Raw genomic sequence first — 23425 nt, forward strand, 5'->3', positions numbered from 1 at the left:
ACCGATCACGCGGCGACCACGATGGTGAGGTGGTCTCCGCGCCGCTCCACGCGCATCCCGGCACGCCGGGCGATGCCCGCCACCGCGGCGGCGTCAGCGGGGTCCGACCGGCTCGTGGACAGGGCGCGGGCCAGCCGGCCTTTGTGAGCTTTGTTGAAATGACTGACGACGGTGCGACGGCCGTCCTCGTGTTCGGCGATCACGTCGACCGTCACCGCGCCGGAAACCTTGCCGAGGTTGGCGTAGGACCCCGACCGGAGATCGACGATCAAGTCGCCGGCAGCGAGTTCTGCCAGCACCGGCTCCAACGCCGGCCGCCACGTGGACGCCAGCGTCGGGCGGCCCGGCAGCTTGGAGCCCGCCGAGAGGCGGTAGGCCGGGATGAGATCGTCGGCGCGCAGGACTCCGAACAACGCCGAGACCACCATCAGGCGGGCGGCAGCACGGGAGGCCGCAGTGCCGCGCAGTGAGGTGACGTCGAGCGCGTCGTAGAGGACGCCGGTGTAGCGGTGCATCGCCGGCATCGTGGGCGCCGACCTCAGCGCCGCGTTGCGGTCGATCTCGCTGTCCTGGCTCGCTGACAGGCCCAGCGCGGCGCGACTTTTCGCCGGATCCGCGGCCAGTGCGATGAGCTCGTCCACGAGTTCGGCGCGTACGTCGCCCAATGCCGGTGAACTCAGCGAGTCCAGAGCCAGGGCCGGTCCGTCACCGCCGCCGCGTTTGGTTTCCGACGGGGGCAGCAGCACGATCACGGCAGTGACGGTAGCGCCTCCGGATCACCCCGCCGGAGGCGGCGGGGGCGGCAGAGCCGGGTCCGCGGGCGGCGGCGGGGGCGGCAGCGCGGGATCAGCCGGGGATTCCTGACCCATCAGCACCACGGGGGCCGGCGGCGGGGGCACAGGCGGCGCCAACTGCGGGTCGACGGGCGGGGGCACGTCGGCAGCGGCCGGCGCGGGCAGGAACATGTGGTGGGTGAACTGGCTCTGGTAGGCGCCACCGCCGCCGACCTTGACGCCGCGGCCACCCTCTCCGGAGGAGACAGGCGTGCCGTCGGGCAGCGTCACCGCGGTGTGCCCGCCGTTCCAGCCGACCACGAGCGCGCCGGGCTGCGTCCCGTACTGGAACCCACGAGCCTTCAGCGCGCCTTCGATGTTGCCGGTGTTGAAGCGGTCCCCGAACACGGGTCGACCGGTCGCCGCGTTGGTCACCCAGGATACGAGACCGGAGCAGTCCGTTCCGGTCGGTGAATCTCCGCCGCTGATGTACGGAGTTCCCGACACCTGGTTGACGAGCGTCAAGAGTGTGGCGAGTTCATACATGCGGCCGGACGCTAGCAGAGGGTCTCTAATACGGCCAAAATGTGTGACAGCGGGCACATTACACGTTTACAGAGAGATCGTGTCACGAAAACAGATGTGGCAGAGCCGTTTTCAGCGCCAGCCTGAATCTGCAGAAAACACCTGCACAACAACGCTATTCGATCAGCGACGGACGACGAGTAACGGGATTCGCTGTTCGGCCGCTGTGAACGAGCCGTGCTGACCGATCAGCGAGGATTCGATCAGCTCGACTGTGCGCCGCACCACACCCGAGGTCCCTCGTGCGGCCACCACCACATCTCCGATGCGCTCCCTGGCATCGTCGGTGACCCGCTCCCCGAACCAGCCCGCCGCCACCGCGTCGTCCCGAGCGACGACCCAGGCCCGCTCTCCGAGTACCTCGCCCCACGCCGCCAGCACGTCGTCACGAGCGCCGCGGTCGACATACACGTGGCGGGCGCGCACCTCGCCGCCGATCGCGGCTACGCCGTCGTGCAGCAGCGGCTCGGCATCGACATCGGTGACGTCGGCGCCGAGACTCACCATGCCGTGGTCGGCGACCACCGCCAGCACGCCTCCTGGCGGCAAGGCCTCGGCGATCGACTCGACCATCCGATCCACCTGGCGCAGCTGCCACCGCCAGGCCGGGCTGCCCGGACCGTGCAGATGACCCACGAGGTCCAGATCGGCGTGGTAGGCGTAGCAGAACCCGCTGTCGGCGAGTGTCGTGCCGACGGCCGCGACCAGGTCGCCGACCGCGTGCACCCCGACATAGCTGCCACCGCGCAGCACCGCCCGGGTCAGGCCGGAGCCCGCGAACTCCGCGCCGGAGATCACCCGCACCGACACCCCTGCTGAGGCGGCACGTTCGAACGTCGTGGTCCGCGGCTGGACGTGCTCGGGCACCGCCCGTTCCCGCAGATCGTCCCCCCAGGGGTGGGGACGCCAACGCAACGCGTTGATGACGCCGAGGTCCGGCAGTCGGAAGGTCATGCCCACCACGCCGTGCTCTCCGGAACGGCAGCCGGTGCCCACGGCCGCGAGCCCGGCCGCCGTCGTCGCCGGATATCCGGCCGTCAGGGTCGGCCCGCGCAGCGTCGCCAGGAACGGCGCGTCGGAGAGGTGGGCGTCGAGCAGCTCGGCACCGAGGCCGTCCACCAGGAGCAGGCAGGCACCGGCAGCCTCGCCGGCGGCGCCGAACCGGTCGCCGAGCCGCGCCGAGAACCCGGCGACCCCCATGGCCGCCAGCAGCGACGGCGCCACGTCGGCGAGGTGGGCCGCCTGGGGATCCGGCCGGGGCAGCTCCATCTACGAGTGGGGGAGACGGACCACCTGGACGAAGAACTCGTCGATCTGCCGGACGGCGTTCATGAACTGGTCGAGATCGACGGGCTTGGTCACATAGGCGTTGGCGTGCAATTTGTAGCTGCGCAGAATGTCCTCCTCGGCGGAGGAGGTGGTGAGCACCACGACCGGGATGTGGTTGAGCTCGGGGTCGCTCTTGATGGTCTCGAGCAGCTGCCGCCCGTCGTACTTGGGCAGGTTCAGGTCGAGCAGCACCAGGTCCGGCCGCGGCGCGCCTTCGTACTTGCCTCGCCGATACAGGAAGTCCAGGCCTTCCTCACCGTCGTGAGCGACGTGCAGATTGTTCTTGATCTTGTTGTGCTCGAACGCTTCCCGGGTGATCAGCTCATCTCCCGGATCGTCCTCGATGAGCAGCACGTCGATGGCACGTTCAGCGGGGGTCATGACGACGATCCTTCCATCAGGGGTGCTGCGGTGTCGGTGTCTGCCGTCTCGGCGTGCGCGGTGGGCAACGTGAAGAGAAAGCGGGTGCCGTCGGTGTAGTCGTTGTCGATCCAGATCGTGCCGCCGTGGTGCTCGACGATCTTCTTGCACAATGCCAGACCGATGCCGGTTCCGGTGTAGGCATCGCGTCCGTGCAGCCGCTGGAAGATCACGAAAACCTTCTCCGAGAACTCCGCGGCGATCCCGATCCCGTTGTCGCTCACCGAGAACAGCCACTGGCCGGGCTCGCCGGATCCACACTCGATCACGACCCGCGGCGCGACGCCCTCCTGGCGGAACTTCACCGCATTCCCGATGAGGTTCTGCCACAGCATGGTCAGCAGCGTCGGATCGCCCATGATCGTCGGCAGGCCACCGACGGGCCGCTCGATCACCGCGCCCGTCTCCTCGATCGCCGCGGCGACATTGGCCATCGCAGAGTCGACAACCGTATCGAGATCGACAGAGGTCTCGGTCGCGTTGAGACGGCCCACCCGGGAGAACGTGAGCAGATCGTTGATCAGTACCTGCATCCGCTTGGCACCGTCGACGGCGAACCCGATGTATTCGGTGCCGCGCTCGTCGAGCTTGTCGCCGTAGCGCTTCTCCAACAGCTGGCAGAAAGACGCGACCTTGCGCAGCGGCTCCTGCAGGTCGTGGGACGCCACATAGGCGAACTGCTCCAGTTCGGCGTTGGAGCGGCGCAACTCGTCGGCCTGCTCATCGAGCGCCTCGGTGGCCGCCCGAGACGCCTCCAGCTCATCGACGATCCGCTGGCGCATGTTGTCGACGTCGATCGCGATCAAACGGATGTCCCGCGGACCCTGCGGCACGATCTTCTCGCCGAAGTTCCCCCCGGCGACACGACGACACGCCTCGGCCAGCCGCCCCAGCGGCCTCACCAGGGCGCGCCGCAACACGACCCCCAGCACCACCATCGTCACCAGGAACGCGGCGAGCATCGCGATCAGCACGCCGTTACGCCACGCGCTGATGGAGGCGAGTTCGGCGATACCGTCGCTGCGCGCCTCGGCGAGATGGGTGTTCTGCTGATCGAACAGCGCACGTAGCCGGTCGAACTCCGACTTGCCGATCTCGGTGAGCGCGGGGGAGATCGCGTTGCGCATCCCCGGCTGCACCGCGGCGATGACGGGTTCGGCGTAGTTGTCCCGCCACGATCCCGCCGCCTGCTCGATCTCGTCGAGGTCGGCGAGGAGATCAGGCCGCTTCTGCTCGAACTGGCGCAGGTCGGCCGAAGCCCTCGATTCGGTCTGCCGGCCGTTGTCGAAGGGTGCGAGGAATTGAGGATCGGAGGAGATCACGTATCCGCGGACCGCGGTCTCCTGGTCGCGCAGCGCCGCCTGCAGCTGGTAGGCCGCGACCCGGGCGGGCCCCACATTGCTGGTGAGTTGGTTGGACACGCTGTCGGTCCGGGCGAGCAGCACCGCGGTCGTGACGGCGCCGGCGAGGACGACGATCGCCATGATCGACAGCACCAGGTACTGCCAGCCCTCGACGGTCAGAGCGCGCATCCCGCGCTGATCGGGGCTCACGCCGACATCCTCACGACGATGTCCTCTCCACTCGCACCACGGCGATGTCGTCGGCCATCCCGCCGTGCGACTGCGCCTGTTTTTCGACGGCGTCGATCAGGGCTTCGACGAACTGCGGCCCGGGCAGGTGAGCCAGCGAGCGGGCGAGCTGCAGCAGCCCGTCCTCTCCGAGCCGCTCGTTGCCGCGGCCAACGTGCCCCTCGAACAGGCCGTCGGTGAGCAGCACCAGCCCGTTGCCGGGCGGCAACTCCACCGGTTGCGGCGTCCAGTCACCCACGTGCAGCCCGAGCGCCGGGCCGCCGGCCGGCTCGACCCAGTCGACCGTGCCCCCGCCGTGCAGCAACATGCCGGGATGACCGGCCCGCACCGCCGTGACCGCCGATCCCTGGGGAGGGATCGCCACACTGAGCACCGTGGCGAACGTCCCCCGGCCGGCCCGTTCCGCGCGCAGGATGCGCTCGAGTTGACGCATGCGCTCGGCGCCGCGCAGCCCGGCGAAGGTCAACGCCCGCCACGCGATCCGCAGCGCAACGCCCAGCGCGGCTTCGTCGGGGCCGTGCCCGGCGACATCGCCGATCATCACGTGCACCGTGTGGTCCGGGGTCTGGACGATGTCGAAGAAGTCGCCGCCGAGCAGCGCGTTCTGCCGGCTCGGTCGGTACTGGGTGACGATGCTGACGCCGGGGTCGTCGAGCAGCAGCGGCGAGGGGAGCAGCCCGCGCTCGAGCCGGGCGTTCTCCTGCTCTCGCGAGCGCGTCGCATGCAGGTCGACGGCGGTCAGTTCGGCGCGCTTGCGCTCGATGGCGTAGAGCACGGCGCGCCGCAGGGTTTCCGGGTCGACCCTGCCCTTGACCAGGTAGTCCTGCGCGCCGGAGGCGACGGCCGCCGACGCGACGTGCTCGTCGTTAAGGCCGGTCAGGACCACGACGGGGACGGTCGCGTCGCGGGCGGCGATGCGTGCCAGGCCGGCGACGCCCTCGATGTCGTGCAGGTGCAGATCCAAAAGCACGCAGTCCGGGCGCGATCCGTCGATCGCCTTTTCGGCGTCGGCCATCGTCTCGGCCCACACCACTGCCATGTCGACGCCGGCGTCGGCGATCAGTTCTTCGACCAGGATCGCGTCGCCCCGATCGTCCTCGACGAGGAGGACCTGCAGCGGCCCCGTGTCGCCCGGGACGGTCAGCTGGCCGGGTAGGTCGGCGTACGACTGGTCACGCACGGCGGCATCTTCGATTGACGATCTGGAAGACACTACCCGGGCGTTCACAGGTTCGTCAGAACCGGGTTGCGGCGGCGTTGCGGCGCTCCCACGTCCAGGTTCCGCTGGTAACCTCCCACCGGTCGCCGGCGTCGTCGCCTCGGGGAGGCGACCTGTGCGTGGCCCCGAGGATCGACGCCGTCGGCACTGCTTCGAGGTTCGTCGAGGTGGTTCGTCGAGACCGAAAAGAGTCGTGTGCGCACCGGTGAGATCAGAGCCCTGTCGGGCCTGCGCATCGTGGCTGCGCTGTGGGTTGTGCTCTTCCACTTCCGGCCGCTGCTGGCCGAAGCGTCGCCCGGAGTGCGCAGTGCGCTGGCGCCGATCCTGAACGCCGGCGCCCAGGGCGTCGACCTCTTCTTCATCCTCAGCGGCTTCGTGCTGACGTGGAACTACCTCGATCGGATGGGCGAGTCCTGGTCGACGCGCGCCACGCTGAGATTCCTGTGGCTACGCCTGGCCCGCGTGTGGCCGGTGTACCTGGTGACCATGCACCTGGCCGCGGCGTTCGCGGTGTTCACCCTCTACGTGGGGCGGTTCCCGCTGCCGCCGGACGTCATCGCATCACTGAACGCGTTGAGCTGGCTCAAACAGGTGTTCCTGGTTCAGCTGTGGTTCCAGCCGTACTTCGACGGCTCCAGCTGGGACGGTCCGGCCTGGTCGATCAGTGCCGAGTGGCTCGCCTACCTGCTCTTCGGCGGACTGGTGCTGGTGGTGTTCCGCATCGCCGGGGTGACCCGCGCGCGGGGGCTCATGTGGCTGGCGGTCGCGGCCGCCCTGGCGCCCACGCTGCTGCTGCTGGCCCACGGCGTCTTCTACACCCCGTGGAGCTGGCTGCCCCGCATCATCATGCAGTTCACCGCGGGGGCGCTGGCCTGTGCCGCGGTCCGCCGCCTTCAGCTGTCCGATCGGGCCCGCCAGGCCGCCGGCCTGGGCGCGCTCGCTCTGGGCGCCACGATCATCGGTGGCCTCTATCTCCTGGACGCCTATCCGCCTCAGGACATGCTCGACGCCGGCGGGCTCGTCGACGTGCTATTCGTCCCTCTGGTGATCACGCTGTCCATCGGAGCCGGCACGCTTCCCGCGCTGCTGTCGACGTCGGTGATGGTCTATCTCGGGCACATCTCCTTCGGGCTGTACATGATCCACGAGATCGTGCACACGATGTGGAACTGGGCGGTCCAGCAGTTCGCGATCACGCTGGTGCCCAGCTGGTCGGCGAAATTCACCGTGCTCGGCCTGGTGCTCGTGTCCGGCCTCCTGGCCGCCCTGCTCTACCACGTCGTCGAGGAACCGGCGCGCCGCTGGATGCGCCGGATGATCGAGCCCCGCACGCCGCCGGCCGGCCTCTCGGCGTCGCCCCAGGGACGGCTGCAGCCGGTCACCGCGCGGGCGGGATGACGACATCGTGATGCGCGGCGAGTCGGCGCGCCGGCCCGGCGGGCCCGACCCTAGGCTGGTCCAGTGAGTCGTGTGCTGACGTGGATCCTCGCTGCCGCCATGCTGTTCGGCTTCTTCAGTGCACCCGCTCCTGCCGTCACCCACCGCCAGGTGCAAGCCCTCGATTACGCCGTCAACCGAGTCGCCGTGATCGGCGATTCGTACACCACGGGCAGCGATCAGGGCGGTAACGGTCCGCAGGGCTGGGCGCCGCAGGTGTGGCAGGCGCTGAGCAGTCACGGCATCCCGGTCACACCCACCGTGGCCGCGGAGGGCGGCGCCGGATACTGCACCCGCGGCAACCGCGGCAGCGTCTTCGAAGACCTCACGGTGCGGGCCGTCAAACCCAACGACACGCTCGTGGTGTTCTTCGGGTCGCGCAACGACATGAAGGTCGAACCGACCCGCCTGTCGATCGCGATGTACGGCACGCTGAACTTGGCTCGCCAGATCGCCAGGTCGGCGAAGATGCTGGTCATCGGCCCGCCGTGGCCGACGGCCGATCCGCCGCCGGAGATCGTGCGGATCCGCGACATCCTGGGCTATCAGGCCCAGCTGGCCGGGGCGACGTTCGTCGATCCGATCGCCGCCCGGTGGTTCGTCGGCCGGCCCGACCTCATCGGCGCCGACGGCGTACACCCCACCGACGCCGGGCACACGTACATGGCGGACAAGATCGCGCCGCTGATCGGCACTCAACTCGCGCCGTACTGAACAGCTGCTACCGTGCGCGGGTGATCCGCAACGTGGTGCTCGCCAAGCTCAAGGACGGCTACGACGCCGCCGAACTCGCGCAGATCCAGCAGGGCCTGCGCGAACTGAACTGCCCCGGCACGGTGGCGTACTCGGTGGGCTCGGATGCGGGCCTGCGCGAGGGCAATTGGGACTTCGTGATCGTGGCCGACTTCACCGACGTCGACGCCTATCGCGGATACGACGCCGATGCGGAGCACAATGCGCTGCGGGCGCGCCTGGCGCCGATGGTCGAGCAGATCGCACGGGCACAGATGGACCTGCCGGCTTAGCGGCCATACCTCTGCGTGAACGCGCGCAGAATCGCCATCGGGTGGGTGACCGGGCGGCGGCGTGCGGCATCTTTGAGCGTCTCGGCGGTGTCGGGCGCGAAGTAGCCGTCGTTCTTGTAGGCGTCGATGCGGGTGCACAGCCCGTCGGCGTCGAGCTCCGGATGGAACTGCGTGGCATACACGTTGGCGCCGACGCGGAACGCCTGGACCGGGCAGTCGGCGGAGCGGGCGAGCCGGGTCACGTGGTCCGGCAGCACCGAGGCCGCCTCCTTGTGACCGCCGAACGCGTCGAAACTGTCCGGCAGGCCTGCGAAGAGGGGATCGGCGCGCCCCTCGTCGGTCAGCTCGACGGTCAGCGGCCCGACCGGTTCGCTGTGTGAGCGGTCGATGCTCGCCCCGACCGCGGCACCGAGGATGCCGATGCCGTAGCAGCACCCCAGAAACGGGAAGTCCGAGGCGACGACCGAGGCGACGAGGTCAGCGAGCTCGTCCTCGACGCGCTGCTGCACCGGTGATTTCGTGGCGGGATCGTCACTGACGGTGAACGGGCCGCCGCCGAGGATGATGCCCGACCAGTCCGCCAGATCGAGGTCGCCGAGCGGTTGATGGGTGAGCCCGATGCGGTGCAGGCTCTGCGTGTCGAGCCCGGCGAACCGCATGACCGCGGCGTACTCGTCGGCGGCCGCGTCGTCCTCGCCGCGAATCGACAACAGCAGGAACGGGGCACCGGCCACCGGACCAGCGTAGTCACGGGCTAGCTTGTCGGTCAGTGAGAACTTGGATCGATCTCGATGACGCGCCCGTGTTCGCGATCCCCGCTGCGGGCGGCCCCCGCTACGGGGTCCTGGTGGAAGGGCCGCAGGGGTGGGGTGAATTCAGCCCGCCCCCTGGCGCTTCCGACGAGCTGGCGGCTCGCTGGCTGACCGCGGCCATGGAGCCGAGCACCGTCGGCTGGCCCGACGCGCTGCGGGGGCGGGTGCCGGTCGACGCCGCTCGCCCGACGGTGGCGGTCGGCCGAGACATCGACGCTGCGGTGACGCTGATCCGGGAGGCCGCACCGGACGTGGCGCACCTCATCGACTGCACCGCCGAGCAGGCCGCCGCGATCCGGCGCCGCGTCGACCTCCCGGTCGCCGTCGACGCTGACGTGCTCGCCGCAGATCCGCAGTGCGCCGACGTCGTCGTACTGCGGTGCGGTCGCCTCGGCGGGGTGCGTCGCGCAATGCGTCGCGCCGAGCGGCTCGGGCTTCCGGCACTGGTGGTGTTCAGCGGTACGAGCAGCATCGGGGTGGCCGCCGATGTCGCGCTGGCCGCCGCGCTGCCCGACCTGCCCTACGCCTGCGGCCCGGTGCCGCAGTGGCTGCGCGACGGTGACGTCGTGTCGAGCGCACGATCGCTGGGCACCTCCGACGGCTACCTGCCGGCCGCGCCGATGCCCGCCGGGCCCGACGCGGCCCGGCTGGGGCAGTGCCTCGTCACCGACGCGGCCGTCGTCGCGCAGTGGCGCGACCTTCTGCGCCGCGCCGCCGCGCTGCTGTAGCGCTCAGTCCTGCTTGGCGATGAGGCGGGTCAACGCCTCGCGATCGGGATTGAGCAGCTCGTCGATGCGCGGCTGGTTCACGTCGGCGACGATGATCTCGCCGACCTCCTGGTAGACGTCGCTGAAGATGCCGTGGCTCTTCATCTTCTCGGTCTGATAGATGTTGTCCTCGGTCGGCGTCACGTAGTACACGATCTCGGCCTTGAAGCGGTGGATCAGCCACAGGTGGATCACGTCCATCAACCGCTTCTGCCGAAGCTGCTCGGCAAAGGTGTTCTGGTCACGCACCGTCAGGATGCTGCGGCCGTGCCGGTCCTTGATCGGGTCGACGACGACGTTGGCCAGCGGCTCTTCACCCTCACCGAGTATCTGCAGGTCCAGCACGTCCGAGCCGGCACGCCGCGGCCGCAGCTGCACCCGCAGCCTCTCCGGCAGCTTGTTGTGCTCGCTCCACAGCGCCAGCCAGTCCTCGAGCAGCTTCTTGGGCACCTCGGTCTGCACCAGGTGCTGGTGCTGCGTGGACCCCTTGCCCATCGACTTCGTCGTCGCCGTGCGGCCGGACGACGCCGCCAGTGCGGCATCGGAGCGGGGGCCACCGACGAGTGTCTGCGGGGTGCGGTAGGGCGATTCGACGAGGCGCATCTTGCGCTGCAACCGGGCCAGCGCCAGCATCCCCTCCTGGCGTAGCGAGGTCGCGAACTCCTCGGATGCCACGCCGTCGACCTGGTGGCCGCCGTAGGTGATGAAGTTGAAGACGAAGCCCATCTTCCCGATCTCCTCGGGGAAGGCCCGCATCTCCTCGTCGGTCATCCCGGTGGTGTCCCAGTTGAACGACGGGGAGAGGTTGTAGGCCAGCATCTTGTCGGGATACACCGCGTGGATGGCGTCGGCGAACTCCTTCGCGTCGGCCAGGTCGGCGGTCTTGGTCTCCATCCACAGGATGTCGGCGAACGGGGCCGCGGCCAGGGACTTGGCGATCGCGTACGGAATCCCGCCGCGCACCTGGTAGTACCCCTCGGGCGTCTTGGCCCGCTCGCAGTCCCACGCGACATCGGCCCCGAGTTCCTTGGCCTTCTCCCGGGCGACGTAGAGCGGCGCACGTTCGGCGAACGAGCGCCACTGGCTGGCGCTCATCGCCGCCGATTCGCCTTCCCGCTCGCGGAACTCGAGCAGGTCGGCCACCGCGCCGGCATAGGTGTCGAGGCCGGCGTCGTCCTGCCAGGCGTCGACGAAGCGGGACTCGACGGTGTCGAACGCCGCATCCAACGACTGCTCGGCACCGTCCTGCCACGCCGCCGCGGTCTGGTCGATGAGGTCCAGCACGCCCTGGCGACCCAGCCACGCTTCGGCGGTGGCGTACTCGCCATCGGGGAGCGCGTAGAGCAGGTGGCCGTTCAGCTCGGTCACGCCCTTGTCGTAGAAGCGGCGCACCATCGCCAGGAAGCAGGACTTGTACGACGGGATCTTCAGGTTGGTGACGCCGAGCAGGAACGGCTGATCACGCTCGTCGGCCCGGCTGTCGATCAGATTGGCCGCCTCGGCGTCGGTGCGCGCGACGATGATGCCCGGCACCCGCATGATGTCGAGCTGGAAGCGCGCGGTGTTGAGCCGCTTGATCTGCTCGTCCGAGGGCACGAGCACCTTGCCGCCCTGGTGGCCGCACTTCTTGGTGCCCGGCCGTTGGTCCTCGATGTGGTAGCCCGGCACCCCGTTCTCGACGAAACGCCGAATCAGGTTGCGCACGTGGGGATCTCCGCCGTGGCCGGTGTCCGCGTCGGCGATGATGAACGGCCGGTAGTCGTATTCCGGCGTGGTTGCGCGTTGCTCGGGGGTCATCTGCAGCCGCAGGTACTGCTGGTTGCGGTCGGCGGTCAGCAGCGCGCGGACGATGCCGGCCGCTTCCTCGGGCACCTGGCTGAGCGGATAGCTGGCCAGGTCGGGTCCCGGATCCTCGCTGATGGACCCCTTCGCCGAGGTGGCCCAGCCGCCGAGGTAGATCCCTTCGATGCCCATCCGTTTCATCACCACGGCCTGGCCGGGGGAGTAGGGGCCGAACGTCGTGATGCTCCTGCCCTGGGCGAACAACTCACGCAGGTGGGGGTGGAACGCGGTGGCGGCCTCGCGCGCGACCGGGTAGTCGGCGGGAATCGTGCCGCGCTGCTCGGCGACCTGACGCGCGGTGTAGAGCCGGATGATGCCCTCGAACCGAGGGCTGTCGAAATAGCGTTGGGTGTCGACGACATCGCGCTCGAACGGTGTCTGCGGCGCGAGGTCAGCTTCGGTGATGGCCATGACCCACCCTAGAGCGGGGCCGCTGGAGACGGGGGCCTATTTGGTGCCGAAGATGCGGTCCCCGATGTCGCCGAGGCCGGGCAGGATGTAGCCGTTGCTGTCGAGCTCCCGATCGATGGCGGCGGTGTAGATCGGCACGTCGGGATGAGCCTGCGTCATCGCCGCGATCCCCTCCGGGCAGGTGACCAGGCAGACGAACTTGACCGATTTCGGGTTGAGCTCGCGGACCCGCTCGACCGCGGCGGTCGCCGAGTGGCCGGTGGCCAGCAGAGGGTCGAGCACGACGACGTCGCGCTCGGCCAGGTCGCTGGGCATCTTGAAGTAGTACTCAACCGTCACTTGCGTTTTCGGCTCGCGGTAGAGCCCGATGTGGCCGACGCGAGCCGACGGCACCGCGTCGAGCATGCCGTCCAGGATGCCGGTGCCCGCCCGCAGCACCGAGACGAACACCACCTTCTTGCCGTCGATGACCTTGCCGGTGGTGGTCTCCATCGGGGTGTCCACCTCGACGTCGTGAAGCGCGACATCGCGCAGCACCTCGTACGCCATGAGCGCCGACACTTCGCGCACCAGGCGGCGGAACGTGTTGGTCGATGCGTCGCGGCGGCGCATGAGCGTGATCTTGTGCTGCACCAGCGGATGGTCGACCAGGGTCACCCCGGATGTGGAGGAAGTCATCTAGAACACCGTCCCGTCACTGAGCACGTTGAGCGGAGGCAGTCCGCCTCGCAACCGCTGCGCGGTGTCCCGCCCGGCCGCCCAGGTGCCGCCTTCCAATACACACGCCAGCGGCATGGCCGCCTCGTCGACGCCGAGGAGCGCACGCACCAGCGGGGCGATCTCGTCGAGCAGGGCGACGGTCAGTCCACGCCACTCGACCACCAGTTCATCGCCCGGCGCCCAATCTTTCTCGGCCCACTGGGGGTCCCGAAGCCGCAGCACGCCACTGTCGAGCAGCAGTCCGCCGTTGCGGTATTCGGGCAGCCCGGTCAAAGTGTCGATCCCGGTGACCGTCACTCCCGCCCACTGCAGCGGTTCGATCAGCGAGTAGGTGAGCCACTGCGAGAGCTTGTGCAGCGGCAGCCAGCCGGCGGTCGCGCCGGGGCCGTCGACCGCGCCGTGTCGCCAGCAGTCACCGAGTGGTTCGGCGTCGATCACGTTGCCGGACGGCCAGATTCGTGACAGCGAGGTGAGGAGGTGGACCAGTATGTCGTGTGCGTCGACGACACCGGAGGAGGCCGAGGAGGCGTCGAACAGCCCACCGGGTCTGCCGGCCGGCCCAAACAACTCGGGTTGCGCGGAGAGTGCATCGCCGAGGCTGCGCATCAACTGGACCCGGCCCGCGAGACCCACCAGCGGATTGTCGGGGGAGACCTGCAGCACGGCGGCGAGGTCGTCGACGGTCAGAGCTCGCAGCGCGTGGGCGTCGACCTGCAGCGGGTGGTCCGGGTCGCTGGAGAACGCGCCGTCGACGAAGCCGTGCCAGCTGGCCACCGCGAGACCTTCGGAACGCTGATAGCGCACCCCGTCCTCGAGGAATCCCCAGTCCGCACCGGCTCCGGCGTCGAGCAGCACGCTCACCACGGTCAGGTCGATCATGGCGCGGGCGCGATCAGCGGCGGCCGCATCGTCGAGTCGCTCGGTGAGCGCGCCGGCGCGGTCGACACCACCGACGCCGAAGTGGCGCCATCGGCTGTGCGGGGGGATGTCGAGATCGGGGAACCTGCTGCGGGTCAGCGTCGCCACCGCGCCGGCCGTCCGCTCCAGGGCGTCGTCATCAACCGTGAACCACGGGGAGTCGCCCGCCCGGGCACGGTCGAGCAGCGACGTCGACCGCGTCCGCACCGCCGTCGTGGTGCGCAGCACCCCCGCGGCCTCAGCGGCCTCGGCAGGAGCCGTCACCCCTGTAGCCCCCTGCCTTTTGGCCGCTTGAGTTCTTCGGCATCGGGGACCTCGCCGGGCGTGTAGTAGCCGGCTGCCATCTTGGCGTCGATCTCCACACGGGCGTCGGCAGGGATCAACTCGTCGGGAATCGAGACACGTTCACCCACGTCGATACCCGCGCCGGTGATCGCGTCGTACTTCATGTTGCTCATAGACACCAGGCGGTGGATCTTCGTCACCCCGAACCAGTGCAGAACGTCGGGCATCAGTTCCTGGAACCGCATGTCCTGCACGCCCGCAACGCATTCGGTGCGGGTGAAGTACTGATCGGCGGTGTCGCCGCCGGCTTGGCGTTTGCGCGCGTTGTACACCAGGAACTTGGTCACCTCGCCCAGCGCGCGACCTTCCTTGCGCGAGTACGCCACCAGTCCCACCCCGCCGCGCTGCGCGCCGTTGATGCACTCCTCGATGGCGTGGGTCAGATACGGGCGGCAGGTGCAGATGTCGGAGCCGAACACATCCGAGCCGTTGCACTCGTCGTGCACGCGCGCAGTGAGTTCGACGGTCGGGTCGGCCAGGTCTTCGGGCGCACCGAAGATGTAGACCGTCTGGCCGCCGATCGGCGGTAGGAAGACCTCGAGATCGGGGCGTGTCACCAGTTCGGGATACATGCCGCCCGTTTCTTCGAAAAGCACACGGCGCAAATCGTTTTCGCTGCAGCCGAAGCGGGCGGCGACGCCGGGCAGGTGCCACACGGGTTCGACGGCGGCCTTGGTGACCTGAGCGGCGCCGGTGTCGAGCAGGATGCGGCCGTCGGGGACCAGCCGGCCCTTGGCCAGCGCGTCGGCGATCTCGGGCAGGATGACCTGCGCCTTGGTCACCGCGATCGTGGGCCTGATGTCGATGCCGGCGGCGATCTGGTCGGCGAACGCGTCGGTGACCATCGCTCCCCAGGGGTCCAGGCTGACGATCGTCGTCGGATCGGTCCACTGCGGGAACGGGCCGATGCGATCCGTCGGCGCGGTGTCGGTCAGGTCCGCGCGGTGGTCGGCGGAGAGCTTGCCCGCGGCGACGGCCAGCGCCCGGTACACGCCGTAGGCGCCGCTGTGCGCGCCGATGACGTTGCGGTGCGTGCGAGCGGTGGTCCCGACGATCGGTCCGCGCTCGGCGGCCGTCGGCGCGCCCCAGTGCACCGCGGGCGCGTCGGTGCCCCCGCTGTGCGACGTCAGTCGGACGTGTCCGGTGCGCATCGGTGTCCTTCGGTTGGTCGGTCCGAGAGAGAATCCGCCAGCTTAGTCACTACGGCGCGGATGCGCCCGAGATCTCCTGCGGCCACGTCTCCCGACGGTGCGCGGCGTCGAAGAACATCCATTCGTACCGGGAGGTGGTCACGAAATGCGCGCGCGCGACGGCTTCGTCGGCATCGGTCAGTGTCGCGCCCACCCGGTCGGCGAGCGCGATCACCTCGGTGACGGTCGCGGCGAATTCGTCGCCGCCGTAACTGTCGATCCAGCGCTGATAACGCGGATCGGTCGATCCGCGGTGAGCCAGCTCGGCCCCCACCTCCGCGTAGATCCAGTAGCAGGGCAGGACCGCGGCGAGCCCGTCGGCGAAGGAGCCCCCGTACACCGTCGAGATCAGGTAGCTGTTGTACGCCTGCGTGGTCGGCGCGACGGTAACGTCGTCCACCGCGTCGGCCGACAAACCCAGCGCGGGCAGCAGCTCACCGTGCAACTCGAGCTCCACGTCGAACACCTCGGCCGCGTGCCGGGCGAACATCGCGGTATCGGCGAGCGTGCCGGCCTTGGCGCCGACCACGGCGAGCGCCCGGGCGTACGCGCGCAGGTAGTGCACGTCCTGGGCCACGTAGTGGGCGAAGGCCGCCGAGTCGAGGGTGCCGTCCGTCAGCCCGGTCAGGAACGGGTGGGCGATGATCGCCTCGAAGATCGGGGCGATCTCAGCCCACAGTCGCGTGCTCCAGGAATCGGGGTCACCAGAACCGATGCGCGCTGTCATGGCGTCATCCTGTCAGCGATGAATTCTGCGCGCCCGTCCGGTCAACACCGCTGACCCGTTGCCCCACCGTTGACAGGATGGTCAGATGAGCCAGCCCGCCCTTCCCCCCGTCGTCGACGCCGCCACGTGGCGTGCGCAGCTCGACGAGCTGCGCGCCCGCGAGAAGGCCGCCACGCGCGAACTCGACGCCGTCGCCGCACAGCGCCGTCGGCTGCCGATGGTCGAGATGGACGACTACACGCTGATCGGCGCGGACGGCCCGATCCGGCTCGCCGACATCTTCGACGGCCGTTCACAACTCATCGTCTACAACCACATGTGGAGCGACGGGCAGACCTGGCAGTGCGGCGGCTGCACCGGGTTCACCTCCCAGTTCACCCGGCTGGAGTTCCTCGACAGCTACGACGCCCGGTTCGTCATCGTCACGGCCGGCCCCATCGCCGAGGCGCTGGCCTACAAGAAACGGGTCGGGAACCAGATGGAGTGGTATTCATCGTCGCAGAGTTCCTTCGCCGCCGACGTCGACGCGGCGCCGGGGACGGGGTTCGCGGTCAACGTGTTCCTGCGGGACGGGGATCGCGTCTACCGCACCTGGCACACCAACGGCCGGGGCACCGAGGCGCTGAGCCACTCGTTCGCGTTGCTCGACATCCTGCCGTGGGGCCGCCAGGAGGTGTGGCAGGACTCGCCCGAAGGCTGGCCGCAGCGGCCGACGTATGCGGGATGGCTGGATTCGCCCGACATCGGGGCCATCTACGGGGATCCGGGGGCCTGACCCGGGCGCGACGGAACCCACGCCGCTTGGCAGACTGTGCGCATGGCACAGATAACTTTGCGCGGAAACCCGATCAACACCGTTGGAGAGCTTCCCGCTGTCGGATCGCCGGCACCCGGGTTCACCCTCGTGGGAACGGATCTCGGCACCGTCGGTGACGATCAGTTCCGCGGTAAGCCCGTGCTGCTGAACATCTTCCCCTCCGTCGACACCCCCGTGTGCGCGGCGAGCGTGCGCACGTTCAACGAGCGCGCGGCCGCGGCCGGCGGCGCCGTGCTGTGCGTGTCGAACGATCTGCCGTTCGCCCAGAAGAGGTTCTGCGGCGCCGAGGACATCGAGAACGTGACCCCGGCATCGGCGTTCCGCGACAGCTTCGGCGATGACTACGGCGTGAAGATCACCGACGGACCGATGGCCGGCCTGCTGGCGCGCGCGGTCGTGGTGGTCGGCGCCGACGGCAACGTCACCTACACCGAGCTGGTGCCCGAGATTGGCCAGGAGCCCGACTACGACGCGGCGCTGGCAGCCCTGGGCGCGTGACGCGCGACACACCCTAGGCGGCGAGACGCCGGCATAGGTCACCGTTCGATTCCGGTCGGGCATCTGATTGATCCGCAGTCCTGCGACGACGTAAAAACACCCGCTCAGGTGGTGTAGAAGTGGTCATAGTGACTGTTGTTATCAATGTGATCAGTGCCATCCCCTGGTGCTGGCGCCTCGGAAAGCGGTGAAAGTGTCATGCGAGCGGTTCGTGGGTTTGTCGTCGGAGTTCTCGGGCTGGCGCTGAGTCTTGCGCTGGCGGTCGGGACGCCCGGCCTGGCAGCGGCTCAGCCGACGCGCTCGGCCACGAACCAGAAAGCCGTGGAAGTCGTCATCGCCCGCGCGCTGTCACAGCGTGGCGTGCCCTTCGCCTACGGCGGCGGCGGCGCGTCCGGGCCCAGCAAGGGCACGGCCGCCGCACCCGCCGATCCGGCAGTCCCCGATCAGGCCGTCCCCGATCAGGCTGCGGCCGACGCTTCGGCACTGGACCTGACCACGCCCGGACTCAACCTGCCCGCCGCCACCCCGACGCCGGCACCCCGGGTCGAGGTGGTGGGCTTCGACGCCTCCGGCCTGATGGTGTACTCCTACGCCGGAGTGGGCGTGAAGCTGCCGCGCTCGTCGGGCGAGATGTACAAGGTCGGCCAGAAGGTGATGCCGTCGCTGGCACTTCCCGGTGACCTGCTCTTCTACGGTCCGGACGGCACCCAGAGCGTCGCCCTGTTCATCGGCAACGGGAAGATGGTCGAGACCACCGACTCCGGCGTCGCCGTCTCGCAGGTGCGTACCAAGGACATGGCCCCCTACCTGGTCCGCATCATCGCCTGACCGATTGCGCGACAGAGGGATTCGGACCCGCAGGCAGGACGCCTAGGATACGGGCATGAGCCTACGACCCGGACGGTCCGTCCCGATCGAGGCGGGCTTGCTGCAGATTGAGGACTGCCTGGCTCCTGACGGCAGTATCGACCTCCCCGACGACATCACGTTCGTCTCGCTGATCAACCGCAACGTCGCCCACGTCGGTGACGAGGTCGCCTACCGGTACCTGGATTTCTCCGGCCCCGCCATGCAGGTCCGCGAAATCACCTGGAGCACGCTCGGTGTGAGGATGGCCGCGATCGCCGCGCAGCTCCAGCGCGTGACCGCCGCGGGGGAGCGGGTGGCCGTCCTGGCCCCTCAGGGACTCGACTACATCACCGGATTCTTCGGCGCGGTCAAGGCCGGCATGGTCGCCGTTCCGCTGTTCGCGCCCGAGTTGCCCGGCCACGCAGAACGTCTCGATGTGGCACTGCGCGATTCCCGCCCGACCACCGTCCTGACGACCCGGGCGGCACGGGAATCGGTGGTCGCGTTCCTGGACCGGGTGACGGGACTGGACCGGCCCGCGATCATCACCATCGACGACGTACCCGACAGCGCGGCAACCGAGTTCGTCCCGACGAGCATCGGGGTCGACGATGTCTCACACCTGCAGTACACCGGCGGGGCCACCCGCGCGCCGGTCGGTGTCGAGATCACCCATCGGGCGGTCGGCACCAATCTGGTGCAGATGATCCTCTCGATCGACCTGCTGGACCGCAACACCCACGGGGTCAGCTGGTTGCCGCTCTACCACGACATGGGTCTGTCGATGATCGGGTTTCCCGCCGTCTACGGCGGCCATTCGACGCTGCTGTCGCCGACTGCCTTCCTGCGCAGACCCCTTCGCTGGGTGGAGGCGCTGTCGGCGGGGTCCGCGACCGGCCGCGTGGTCACCGCCGCGCCCAACTTCGCCTACGAGTGGACCGCGGCGCGGGGCGTACCGGCCCCCGGCTCGGACGTCGACCTGGCGAACGTCGTGCTGATCATCGGATCCGAACCGGTCAGCCGTGCTGCCATGGACGCCTTCACCGCGGCGTTCTCCGGGTTCGGCCTGCCCGCCACGGCTTTCAAGCCCTCCTACGGGATCGCCGAGGCGACGCTGCTCGTCGCGACGACCGCGCCCACAGCCGCTCCCCGCGCTCTCGCCGTCGATCGCGACGAGTTGGCCCGCGGCGTCGCGATCCCGGTCCCGGCCGACGACGAGCGGGCGGTGACGCACGTGTCGTGCGGGCAGGTGGCCCGGAGCCAGTGGTGCGTGATCGTCGACCCGGACACCGCCGGCGAGGTCCCCGACGGACGCGTCGGGGAGCCGTGGGTGCAGGGTGACAACGTCGGCCGCGGGTACTGGAACCGCGTCGACGAGACCCGCCGCGCCTTCGGCGCGCACCTGGCGTCCACCCTCGCCACGGGCAGTCACGCGACCGGCGCCGATCTCAGCCGAACGTGGCTTCGCACGGGCGATCTGGGGTTCTATCTCGACGGTGAGCTGTATGTCGTCGGCCGCATCGCCGACGTCGTCGTGCTCGGCGACCGGCGCTATTCACCACTGGATCTGGAGGCGACCGCCGCGGATGCCTCACCGATGGTGCGGCGTGGATACGTCGCCGCGTTCGCGATTCCCGGCGATCGTCTCGTGATCGTCGCCGAGCGCGCGACGGGACTCGGCCGCAGCGACCCGGCGGCCGCCGCCGAGGCCGTCACGGCCGCTGTACTGCAACGTCATCGAGCGACGGTCAGCGATGTCCGGATTGTCCCGGCGGGCACGATCCCGCGCACCACGAGCGGCAAGTTGGCCCGGCGAGCGTGTCGGGACGCCTATCTCGCCGGCGAGATCGACTGAACGGCCCCCCGGCTAGGTGACGGCGACGAAGGGACTCAGGACATCCCTGACGAACTGCGTGACGTTGGTCTTCGGATTGCTGTCCGGAAAGCTCACCGTGGCAAGCACATTGCCACCCGCATCGGCGAAATTGCCGTCGGCGCGGTCCTGGTGCGACGAGGAGGTCACCAGGATGATCCCGGAGGTGCCGGCGTCACGGGCCAACGGCACCGAGAACTGCGCATTCTGCACGGTGCTGTTGGCTCGATCCTCGACGATGATCCTGTCGTCGGGGAGCCCCAGAACGCGCAGGGTCTTGCGCATCTCGCCGGCCTCTGTCCGCCCGTTGTGCGGGTTGCCGCCGGTCACGATCACCGGTGACTGCGGGAACATCTGCGCCACCGCGAGCCCGGTGAGCACACGGGTGTAGAGGATGGGCCGCATCGTGCCGTTGTCCTTGAGCCCGTACCCCAGGATGACGATCGCCGGCCTCGAGAAGTCCTTGGCCACAAGGGGAGGGGCCGCCTGCGCGCTCGGGGCCACGCCGAGCAGCGCCGCGAGCATCGCCGTGAGCGCGACTGCCAGTCGCGCCGCGGCGCCAGAAGTGGTCACGATGGTTCATCGCCGCGCAGCCTCCGGGTATTACGGTCTGGTCTCGATGATCCAACGATGCGCCGACGATCTGCCGTCCTCGTTGGCGTGATCACCGCTGACGTGCTCTGGTGGAAGATGATGTCTTTGTCTCCCGGCACCTCCGCGCGTGCGATTCTCGCCACCACTGCCGCCGCTGCGGCCCTGCTCGCGGCCGCGCCGTCGGCCTATTCGGCCCCTGCGTCGGACAGTCAGGGCTACGTCGACTCCACCGCCCGGTGCGCGGCCCCGGCGACCGTCGTCGTGTTCGGCAGCACCTCGGGTTCTCGCGTGGCGATCTGCAGGAGCGCGGACGGCGACCTCGAGTACCGGGGCGTGCGCGTCCGCGACGGCGCCAGACTGATCGCCCCGGCCTCCCAGTCCGCGGACGGCGCGTTCACCGCGGCCCGGGACGGCATCGAGTACATGGTCACCTCCGACGCGTTGGTCATCAGCGCCGGCGAGAAGGTCATCCGCGACGAAGAGATGCTGGACTTCCACCGACCCGGCTCCGCCGCCGCGACGCAGGCACCGAAGACCTCGAGCACGCCCTTGCCGCCACCGTTGCCTGCCGAGGTGGGCGGCGACGGCAGCTGAGAGGCTAGGAGGGCAGGATCGTCACCTCGTCGCCGACGCGCAGCGTGCCGGAGCTCAGTAGCCGGCACACGGACCCACCGCGCCGGGACATTGCCGCTGCCGCCCCGGGGCCGATCCAGTCGTCGAGCAGCCTGCACGGCGCGCTGAGCCGCACGACTTCGAGATCGACATCTCCGATCCGGATGCGGGTGCCGGGTTTGGTCGGGATGTCACCGCTGTCGACGGTGATGTTGCGACGGGTCGCGCCGGAGTCCACGGGCCGACCGAGTTGAGCGGCGGCGGCATCGAGCGCTTCGCGAGACTGGAGTGTCACGTGCCGGTGGCGGGTTCCGTGGTAGCGGTCACCCACCAGCCCCTTGCCCTCATCTGCGGTCACCGACTGCACTGACCGTGTCGGGATGCGCCGCCCGGGCGCCACGTGGATCTCGACGATGTGCACGGTGGAGGAGCCTACGCACCGCCATGCGGCTCGGAATGGCGTCATCATTTGCTCACATTTGACCCTGAATTAACTGACGTACCCGTCAGCAAATGTATGAGTCACGACATTTCCTTGCGTTTCAGTGGACAATTCATCACATTCTGGATACGTTTCTCGCGGTCGGGGCCACACACAGCAACTTGGAGGGTCGCGTCATGCGCACTACCGCACGTTCTTATGTCACCGCCGGCGTAGCCCTGATGGGGGCTGGAGTCATCTCCGCGACGCCGGTCACCCCGAACCTCGACCTGCAGATGAAGAGCTACGACGTGGGGCTCGTGGCCGCCACGCAGAGCTGCGCCGCGGGCAGTGCGAGCGCCCTGTGCGCGACACCGGCCGGGATTCCGTCGGCGACGACGTTCGCCACCACGACCGACAGCACGAACATTCTCAACATTCCGGCGAACCTCTTTATCGCACTGGCGAATACGCCGTACAACTTCTTCAACGCGTTGGGCGAGGGTGACGTCGCACTCGGCTCTGATCCCAACGGTGACTTCAGCTTCCAGCCCACCTACGAGGGAGTGACGCTGACCCAGCCGGAGGGCAGCGTCGTCGGCCTCGGCCGAAATCTGCGTTACACCGGGAACTGGTGGGTGTACAGCCAGACCAACATCCTGGGCACCGACCCGGCGGATCCGTCGCGGTACCAGGCGCTGACCAACGTGCTCGTGCCGTTCCCGGCACTGTCGGTGCCGCTGGGCAACATGGTCGCCGCGATCGCAGCCTCGCAGCTACCCATGGACACCGGGTGCACGGGAACCGGCCCCGGGGCGTGTGATCATCCCGAAGCCATTCTCAGCAAAATGTTCGATCTTCGTCACGTGGTCGCACTGTTTTCGCCCGATGGCTACACCTATCCCGAGACGCGGGCCGGCATCACCTGCAGCGCTGACGGCCAGTGCTACGTCAAGGACGAAGACGGCCCCGAGGTGCCCTGGTCCGGCCAGACCGTCAAGCTGGACGCCACCGCACCGTTCACCAGCTTCTACAACAGCCTGACCAAGACACCCGACTTCTCCGAGATCAAGCCGGTGACACCGCAATTCGTCGCGGGCAGCCTGACCAGCCTCGCGAACGGCCTCAACACCGACTTCAATCCGTTCGTCCTGGGCACGCAGTGCGCTGTGTGTGCGCCGTTCGTGCCCAACCCGGAGAACAAGCCGATCCCGGGGCCGGTGTTCACCGATCCCGACGCTTCGACGACGACGACGCTCGCGGCCGGTGAGAAGACCGCCGCGCCCGAGACCACGCAAGCCACCAAGTCCGTCGAGAAGGCAGACGACACGGCCACCGAAACCCCCGCCGCGGCGGACACGACAGAAGCTGCGTCGGACACGACCGAGAGCACGAGCACCACGTCGGGCGCCAAGCACCGCAAGCCCACTGCCACCAGCACGACGATCAAGCAGGTGCGGGACTCGATCAACACCACCGTCTCGAAGGTGAGCGACAGCCTCACCAAGAAGCCGAAGGCCACCGAATCGAAGACCGAGTCGAAGAGCGAATCGAAGACCGGGTCGACCTCCACGTCGAGCGCCAAGAGCGGCTCCTCGGCCAAGGGCGGTTCTGAGGACTGATCGCGGCGGGGGCGGGCGGCGTGACGA

24 protein-coding genes are annotated in these 23425 nt (G+C 68.9%); 10 read left to right on the forward strand and 14 right to left on the reverse strand.

Features of this window, described 5'->3' with window-relative positions; all coding sequences use genetic code 11:
- Window positions 1-5: 5 nt before the first annotated feature.
- The 6 genes from yaaA to ACZ50N_RS13870 form a co-directional block, all read right to left on the reverse strand.
- A complete protein-coding gene (gene yaaA, locus ACZ50N_RS13845; protein ID WP_464473077.1) occupies window positions 6-752 on the reverse strand; it encodes a peroxide stress protein YaaA in 747 nt (248 codons plus the stop codon).
- A 24-nt stretch (window positions 753-776) separates the two neighbouring features.
- A complete protein-coding gene (locus tag ACZ50N_RS13850) occupies window positions 777-1319 on the reverse strand; it encodes a peptidoglycan endopeptidase (RefSeq protein ID WP_464473078.1) in 543 nt (180 codons plus the stop codon).
- A 162-nt stretch (window positions 1320-1481) separates the two neighbouring features.
- Window positions 1482-2627, reverse strand: coding sequence for an alkaline phosphatase family protein (locus ACZ50N_RS13855; protein WP_464473079.1), 1146 nt, complete (start codon window positions 2625-2627; stop codon window positions 1482-1484).
- Window positions 2628-3068: a response regulator gene (locus ACZ50N_RS13860; RefSeq protein ID WP_046364196.1), complete on the reverse strand. Its 441-nt coding sequence runs from the start codon at window positions 3066-3068 to the stop codon at window positions 2628-2630.
- Window positions 3065-4639 carry a sensor histidine kinase gene (locus tag ACZ50N_RS13865; RefSeq protein ID WP_464475638.1) on the reverse strand — a complete coding sequence of 525 codons (1575 nt, stop codon included), beginning with the start codon at window positions 4637-4639 and terminating at the stop codon, window positions 3065-3067. Before ACZ50N_RS13865 ends, ACZ50N_RS13860 begins: the two co-directional genes overlap by 4 nt.
- A gap of 31 nt (window positions 4640-4670) precedes the next feature.
- A complete protein-coding gene (locus tag ACZ50N_RS13870; protein ID WP_133414150.1) occupies window positions 4671-5843 on the reverse strand; it encodes a PP2C family protein-serine/threonine phosphatase in 1173 nt (390 codons plus the stop codon).
- Window positions 5844-6113: 270 nt separating this feature from the next.
- On the opposite strand from ACZ50N_RS13870, the gene ACZ50N_RS13875 reads away from it, so the two are divergent.
- The 3 genes from ACZ50N_RS13875 to ACZ50N_RS13885 all read left to right on the forward strand — a co-directional run bounded on the left by ACZ50N_RS13875 (window position 6114) and on the right by ACZ50N_RS13885 (window position 8380).
- Window positions 6114-7316 carry an acyltransferase family protein gene (locus ACZ50N_RS13875; RefSeq protein ID WP_048422406.1) on the forward strand — a complete coding sequence of 401 codons (1203 nt, stop codon included), beginning with the start codon at window positions 6114-6116 and terminating at the stop codon, window positions 7314-7316.
- Window positions 7317-7379: 63 nt separating this feature from the next.
- Complete coding sequence (locus ACZ50N_RS13880; RefSeq protein WP_048422407.1) at window positions 7380-8069, forward strand: Rv0518 family GDSL lipase; 690 nt, start codon at window positions 7380-7382, stop codon at window positions 8067-8069.
- Between the two features lie 20 nt (window positions 8070-8089).
- Entirely contained in the window at window positions 8090-8380 is a 291-nt protein-coding gene (locus ACZ50N_RS13885) for a Dabb family protein (protein WP_048422408.1), read from the forward strand.
- Here ACZ50N_RS13885 and ACZ50N_RS13890 read toward each other — a convergent pair.
- The gene (locus tag ACZ50N_RS13890) at window positions 8377-9114 is read right to left on the reverse strand and encodes a glutamine amidotransferase (RefSeq protein WP_133414059.1); all 738 of its coding nucleotides are present in this window, start codon (window positions 9112-9114) and stop codon (window positions 8377-8379) included. The two genes, ACZ50N_RS13885 and ACZ50N_RS13890, sit on opposite strands and share 4 nt — an antisense overlap.
- Before the next feature lie 35 nt (window positions 9115-9149).
- Here ACZ50N_RS13890 and ACZ50N_RS13895 point away from each other — a divergent pair, with 35 nt between their 5' ends.
- Complete coding sequence (locus ACZ50N_RS13895; RefSeq protein ID WP_133414060.1) at window positions 9150-9920, forward strand: O-succinylbenzoate-CoA synthase; 771 nt, start codon at window positions 9150-9152, stop codon at window positions 9918-9920.
- Between the two features lie 3 nt (window positions 9921-9923).
- On the opposite strand, the gene aceA is transcribed toward ACZ50N_RS13895, so the two are convergent.
- Genes aceA through tenA form a run of 5 tightly spaced genes read right to left on the reverse strand, consistent with a single transcriptional unit; the run spans window position 9924 to window position 16112 of the window.
- Complete coding sequence (gene aceA / locus ACZ50N_RS13900) at window positions 9924-12212, reverse strand: isocitrate lyase ICL2 (protein ID WP_048422411.1); 2289 nt, start codon at window positions 12210-12212, stop codon at window positions 9924-9926.
- Window positions 12213-12248: 36 nt separating this feature from the next.
- Entirely contained in the window at window positions 12249-12890 is a 642-nt protein-coding gene (gene upp, locus ACZ50N_RS13905; RefSeq protein ID WP_046364203.1) for a uracil phosphoribosyltransferase, read from the reverse strand.
- Window positions 12891-14114 (reverse strand): URC4/urg3 family protein, encoded by a 1224-nt coding sequence (locus ACZ50N_RS13910; RefSeq protein WP_464473080.1) that lies wholly within the window; start codon window positions 14112-14114, stop codon window positions 12891-12893.
- Window positions 14111-15346: a GTP cyclohydrolase II gene (locus ACZ50N_RS13915; RefSeq protein ID WP_048422413.1), complete on the reverse strand. Its 1236-nt coding sequence runs from the start codon at window positions 15344-15346 to the stop codon at window positions 14111-14113. The genes ACZ50N_RS13910 and ACZ50N_RS13915 overlap by 4 nt, the downstream gene beginning before the upstream one ends.
- A gap of 49 nt (window positions 15347-15395) precedes the next feature.
- Entirely contained in the window at window positions 15396-16112 is a 717-nt protein-coding gene (gene tenA / locus ACZ50N_RS13920) for a thiaminase II (RefSeq protein ID WP_464467971.1), read from the reverse strand.
- An 85-nt stretch (window positions 16113-16197) separates the two neighbouring features.
- Between tenA and ACZ50N_RS13925 the strand changes: the two genes are divergently transcribed.
- The 4 genes from ACZ50N_RS13925 to ACZ50N_RS13940 all read left to right on the forward strand — a co-directional run bounded on the left by ACZ50N_RS13925 (window position 16198) and on the right by ACZ50N_RS13940 (window position 20131).
- Entirely contained in the window at window positions 16198-16887 is a 690-nt protein-coding gene (locus ACZ50N_RS13925; protein WP_046364207.1) for a DUF899 domain-containing protein, read from the forward strand.
- 42 nt (window positions 16888-16929) lie between these two features.
- On the forward strand, window positions 16930-17427 hold the full coding sequence (gene tpx / locus ACZ50N_RS13930) for a thiol peroxidase (protein WP_046364208.1): 498 nt from the start codon (window positions 16930-16932) through the stop codon (window positions 17425-17427).
- A gap of 198 nt (window positions 17428-17625) precedes the next feature.
- Window positions 17626-18255: an NlpC/P60 family peptidoglycan-binding protein RipD gene (gene ripD / locus ACZ50N_RS13935; protein WP_046364209.1), complete on the forward strand. Its 630-nt coding sequence runs from the start codon at window positions 17626-17628 to the stop codon at window positions 18253-18255.
- A 55-nt stretch (window positions 18256-18310) separates the two neighbouring features.
- Window positions 18311-20131 carry a fatty acyl-AMP ligase gene (locus ACZ50N_RS13940; RefSeq protein WP_464473081.1) on the forward strand — a complete coding sequence of 607 codons (1821 nt, stop codon included), beginning with the start codon at window positions 18311-18313 and terminating at the stop codon, window positions 20129-20131.
- Window positions 20132-20143: 12 nt separating this feature from the next.
- Here the strand turns inward: ACZ50N_RS13940 and ACZ50N_RS13945 are convergent, their stop codons facing one another.
- Window positions 20144-20674, reverse strand: coding sequence for a YdcF family protein (locus tag ACZ50N_RS13945; protein WP_464475639.1), 531 nt, complete (start codon window positions 20672-20674; stop codon window positions 20144-20146).
- A gap of 168 nt (window positions 20675-20842) precedes the next feature.
- Here ACZ50N_RS13945 and ACZ50N_RS13950 point away from each other — a divergent pair, with 168 nt between their 5' ends.
- Window positions 20843-21337, forward strand: coding sequence for a hypothetical protein (locus ACZ50N_RS13950; protein ID WP_464470742.1), 495 nt, complete (start codon window positions 20843-20845; stop codon window positions 21335-21337).
- A gap of 4 nt (window positions 21338-21341) precedes the next feature.
- Here the strand turns inward: ACZ50N_RS13950 and ACZ50N_RS13955 are convergent, their stop codons facing one another.
- On the reverse strand, window positions 21342-21776 hold the full coding sequence (locus tag ACZ50N_RS13955; protein WP_046364211.1) for an MOSC domain-containing protein: 435 nt from the start codon (window positions 21774-21776) through the stop codon (window positions 21342-21344).
- 197 nt (window positions 21777-21973) lie between these two features.
- Between ACZ50N_RS13955 and ACZ50N_RS13960 the strand changes: the two genes are divergently transcribed.
- On the forward strand, window positions 21974-23398 hold the full coding sequence (locus tag ACZ50N_RS13960) for a hypothetical protein (RefSeq protein WP_464473082.1): 1425 nt from the start codon (window positions 21974-21976) through the stop codon (window positions 23396-23398).
- The last annotated feature ends 27 nt before the right edge of the window (window positions 23399-23425 follow it).

It is taken from the genome of Mycolicibacterium obuense (assembly GCF_055397605.1).

Coding starts and splice junctions, on each gene's coding strand:
- ACZ50N_RS13850 (WP_464473078.1), bottom strand. CDS start 1,319: ATGTATGAACTCGCCACACTCTTGACGCTCGTCAACCAGGTGTCGGGA.
- ACZ50N_RS13855 (WP_464473079.1), bottom strand. CDS start 2,627: ATGGAGCTGCCCCGGCCGGATCCCCAGGCGGCCCACCTCGCCGACGTG.
- ACZ50N_RS13860 (WP_046364196.1), bottom strand. CDS start 3,068: ATGACCCCCGCTGAACGTGCCATCGACGTGCTGCTCATCGAGGACGAT.
- ACZ50N_RS13865 (WP_464475638.1), bottom strand. CDS start 4,639: ATGCGCGCTCTGACCGTCGAGGGCTGGCAGTACCTGGTGCTGTCGATC.
- aceA (WP_048422411.1), bottom strand. CDS start 12,212: ATGGCCATCACCGAAGCTGACCTCGCGCCGCAGACACCGTTCGAGCGC.
- upp (WP_046364203.1), bottom strand. CDS start 12,890: ATGACTTCCTCCACATCCGGGGTGACCCTGGTCGACCATCCGCTGGTG.
- ACZ50N_RS13915 (WP_048422413.1), bottom strand. CDS start 15,346: ATGCGCACCGGACACGTCCGACTGACGTCGCACAGCGGGGGCACCGAC.
- tenA (WP_464467971.1), bottom strand. CDS start 16,112: ATGACAGCGCGCATCGGTTCTGGTGACCCCGATTCCTGGAGCACGCGA.
- ACZ50N_RS13925 (WP_046364207.1), top strand. CDS start 16,198: ATGAGCCAGCCCGCCCTTCCCCCCGTCGTCGACGCCGCCACGTGGCGT.
- tpx (WP_046364208.1), top strand. CDS start 16,930: ATGGCACAGATAACTTTGCGCGGAAACCCGATCAACACCGTTGGAGAG.
- ripD (WP_046364209.1), top strand. CDS start 17,626: ATGCGAGCGGTTCGTGGGTTTGTCGTCGGAGTTCTCGGGCTGGCGCTG.
- ACZ50N_RS13940 (WP_464473081.1), top strand. CDS start 18,311: ATGAGCCTACGACCCGGACGGTCCGTCCCGATCGAGGCGGGCTTGCTG.
- ACZ50N_RS13945 (WP_464475639.1), bottom strand. CDS start 20,674: ATGCTCGCGGCGCTGCTCGGCGTGGCCCCGAGCGCGCAGGCGGCCCCT.
- ACZ50N_RS13950 (WP_464470742.1), top strand. CDS start 20,843: ATGTCTTTGTCTCCCGGCACCTCCGCGCGTGCGATTCTCGCCACCACT.
- ACZ50N_RS13960 (WP_464473082.1), top strand. CDS start 21,974: ATGCGCACTACCGCACGTTCTTATGTCACCGCCGGCGTAGCCCTGATG.